This is a genomic window from Streptomyces alkaliphilus (assembly GCF_014141535.1).
In the GTDB taxonomy this organism is placed as follows: Bacteria; Actinomycetota; Actinomycetes; order Streptomycetales; family Streptomycetaceae; genus Streptomyces; species Streptomyces alkaliphilus.
The window spans coordinates 1-2,949 of record NZ_VKHT01000666.1; the positions used below are offsets into that span (position 1 = coordinate 1).

The 2,949-nt window shown below is 70.4% G+C and carries 5 protein-coding genes and 1 pseudogene; 3 read left to right on the forward strand and 3 right to left on the reverse strand.

All coding sequences use genetic code 11. The features are described from left to right. Nucleotides 1–426: pseudogene (locus tag FNQ90_RS18195) on the forward strand (hypothetical protein); the annotation flags it as partial. A gap of 102 nt (nt 427–528) precedes the next feature. On the opposite strand, the gene FNQ90_RS18200 reads toward FNQ90_RS18195, so the two are convergent. The 3 genes from FNQ90_RS18200 to FNQ90_RS18210 form a co-directional block, all read right to left on the reverse strand. Beyond that, nucleotides 529–954: a globin gene (locus FNQ90_RS18200; RefSeq protein ID WP_182607354.1), complete on the reverse strand. Its 426-nt coding sequence runs from the start codon at nt 952–954 to the stop codon at nt 529–531. 145 nt (nt 955–1,099) lie between these two features. Further along, a complete protein-coding gene (locus FNQ90_RS18205) occupies nt 1,100–1,285 on the reverse strand; it encodes a DUF397 domain-containing protein (protein WP_182607355.1) in 186 nt (61 codons plus the stop codon). Continuing rightward, nucleotides 1,278–2,111 (reverse strand): helix-turn-helix domain-containing protein, encoded by an 834-nt coding sequence (locus tag FNQ90_RS18210; RefSeq protein ID WP_182607356.1) that lies wholly within the window; start codon nt 2,109–2,111, stop codon nt 1,278–1,280. The genes FNQ90_RS18205 and FNQ90_RS18210 overlap by 8 nt, the downstream gene beginning before the upstream one ends. Nucleotides 2,112–2,400: 289 nt before the next feature. Between FNQ90_RS18210 and FNQ90_RS18215 the strand changes: the two genes are divergently transcribed. Both FNQ90_RS18215 and FNQ90_RS18220 read left to right on the forward strand, forming a co-directional pair. Further along, nucleotides 2,401–2,613, forward strand: a complete 213-nt coding sequence (locus FNQ90_RS18215; RefSeq protein WP_182607357.1) for a hypothetical protein — start codon at nt 2,401–2,403, stop codon at nt 2,611–2,613. Continuing rightward, entirely contained in the window at nt 2,610–2,759 is a 150-nt protein-coding gene (locus tag FNQ90_RS18220; protein ID WP_153427165.1) for a hypothetical protein, read from the forward strand. The genes FNQ90_RS18215 and FNQ90_RS18220 overlap by 4 nt, the downstream gene beginning before the upstream one ends. Nucleotides 2,760–2,949 lie beyond the last annotated feature (190 nt).

Genomic DNA, 2,949 nt, shown 5'->3' on the forward strand with positions numbered 1-2,949 from the left:
CCCGTCACCGGCCCGCCGTGGACGGGCCTGCTGCCGCCCCGCGAGGGGTGGCAACGGGTGGCCGAGCCCCCGGCCGAAGGCGTCCGGGCCGCCGCCGGGGCGGTGATCGGGGAGTTCCGCGACCGCACCGAACGCCTCGGCCCGTCCGAGCGCACCCGCGCGGCGCTGGAGGCGCTGGCCGAGGAGATATGGTCCCGGCCGCTGCCGGACACCCCGCTGCCGCTGCGCGCCGTGCACGCCGCCCACGCCCTCGGCTTCCTCGGCGCTCCCGGCGCCCCGGCCGGCGGGAATCCGGTGGTCCTCACCGCCGGGAGCTGGGTGCGCCTGCGCACCCCGCGCGGCTCGGTGGCCGTCCGCCGCTCGGGCGGGCCCTCGCTGTCCTTCGTCGCCCCCGCCTCGGCGGGCCTGGGACGCCACGGCCACTGAGGAGAACGGCCGAAGAGGGGAGGGACCCGCCCGATGGCGGGTCCCTCCCCTCTTCGGCCGTTCTCGTGCTTCCCGGGGTGGGTCGGTCGCCCCGATCCCGGCTCAGTCCGGGGTGTTCACCATCGAGGCGGCGGCGTACACCAGGTAGTTCCACAACTGCCGCTCGTGCTCCGGGTCCAGCTCCAGGCTGTCCACCGCGTCCCGCATGTGGCGCAGCCAGGCGTCGTGGGCGGCCCGGTTCACGGTGAATGGCGCGTGCCGCATCCGCAGGCGCGGATGACCGCGCCCCTCGCTGTACGTGCGGGGACCGCCCCAGTACTGCATGAGGAACAGGGCCAGGCGCTCCTCGGCCGGCCCCAGGTCCTCCTCGGGGTACATCGGTCGCAACAGCGGGTCCTCGGCGACACCCTGGTAGAACCGCCGGACCAGGGCCCGGAAGGTCTCCTCGCCGCCCACCTGGTCATAGAAGGTGCGCTGCGGATCGGCGCCCTCCGGCAGGCGCGGGATGTGCGGGACGTTCGACGTCATCTGTGATCACCTCGGCTGGGGTACCCCGCCATGGTCGCAGATCCGACCCGGGTGCCGGCGGGGCCGTCCGGTCCCCGCCGGCGGGGACCGGAACGGCCCTCCCGTTGTCGCCGGGAGGGCCGTGGGGGTGGTGGGTGGGTGCCTCTCAGCCGGTTCGTCCGAGGTGGCGGACGAACGCGGCCCAGGCCGTTTCCGGCACGGCCAGCACGGGGCCGGAGGAGGCCTTGCTGTCCCGCACGGGCACGACCCCCGGAACACCGTCCCGCACCTCCAGACAGGCGTTCTCGGAGCCGCCGGAGTACGTCGACTTGCGCCACGTGTTCTCAGCCATTCCCGTATCTCTCCTCGTACTGCCGGACCACTTCCAGCGATTCCGGCTCGGGCAGTGCGCGTGATGTCGAATGGGCGAGTTGGTGCAGCAGTTCGGCCACCCGTGCGGGATCCTCGACAACCTCGCCTCCGCCGAAGGACTCCACATAGGCGGTGGTCGTGCCGTCCCGACCGGTGTAGGCGCTGAAACTCCCGCCCAGCATCGGGTATGCCCCGGAGCGGAAGGGAAGCAACTGCACAACGATGTTCTGCCGGGTACTCATCTCGCGCATATGCCGTAGTGCATTGCGCATGACCTCGTTCCCGCCCACTGGTCGGGCGAGGGCGGATTCATCGATGATTGTCCGGTAAAGTGCCGGGTTCTCCCGTTCGAGTACGGCGGAAGCACGCTCGCAGCGAATCGCCACCGGATCATTCAGTGTTTCCCGGGGTGCTTTGGGAGCAGCACTTGCGAAAAGGGCGCGCGCGTATTCGGGGGTCTGGAGCAGTCCTGGCAGTAGATTGCTCGTGAGTACTTGAATGCTGACCGCCGTCCGCTCCTTCTCCAGGGCCGAGCGGAAGTAGTCGGGCGTCCCCTCGTTTCCCGCCAGCACCAGCAGGCCGGTGAAGTGGCCGTTCGTTTGAAGGTACTCGTCGAGTGCCCCGGCGAGCGAGGTGGAGGGCATCTGCGAGCCGGTTTCGACCCGGGCGATGTAGCCGTGGGAAAAGTTCAGTTCCTTGGCCAGGGCTCGTATGGTCATTCCGGTCCGTGCCCGGTGTGCCTTCAGCCCGGAGGCCACGAGTTGCCGGGCTGTCGTCCGTCGCACATTGAGATTACGTTCCGTCATGCTCCGCCCTTTGCTGTCGGACGCGTAGTGGTTCCGTTTGGGGACCGGAAGCACGTTACACCGTGTCCCGGGCCGCTCACGGGGAGATAGTGAAAATGTGGACTCCGACGACAGGAAGTGGATGATGGTCGATCTCGGGCGTGGCAGCGGGGAAAGTGCGTTCCCCCTGGTTCCGCCGCTTTGCCGGACGGTTTCCCCACTGCTCCACCGCTCCGGCCGACGCACGCTCGATGAAAATTCGAAATCGAACATGTGCGGCAGTGGTAATGCCCGGGGTGGGTGGTGAGGGGTGAGCGCGCGGCATCTTCCCCGGGTTCCCCGGCCGGCTCCCGAGCCGCTGCCGGGCTCGCAGCGGCACATCTGTTACTTCTGCCGGATCGGCCTGCACACCACGTGCACGGGGCGGGAGATCACCCACGATCCGGACGTGCCCGGAGTCGTCTACATCGGGTGTTCGTGCGCCGTGTGCGACCCGGCGAAGTATGGGGGAGAGGCCCGGTGAGCGTGCGCGATCGAAGGCGCCGGCGCCGTCATCGCCGTCGCGAGCGGTTGCGGGACCTCGGATGGTTCCTGCTGATGGCCCTGCTGGGCACGGTGGGATGCGCGGCCCTGATCACCGGCCTGTGGGTGATCGGGCAGGGCTCGTGAACGCCCCGTCGCGCGGGGCCCGCGCCGGGCGGCGGGCACGGGTCCCGGGTCGGCGTGCCGGTCACCCGGTCACCCGGTCACCCGCTCACCCGGTCACTTCGCCTCCCAGCGGAACAGCCGGGCCGCGATCGCCGCCACCACGGCGGCGAACAGCAGCAGCCCGCCCATCACCGGCAGTGCCGTGCCCCAC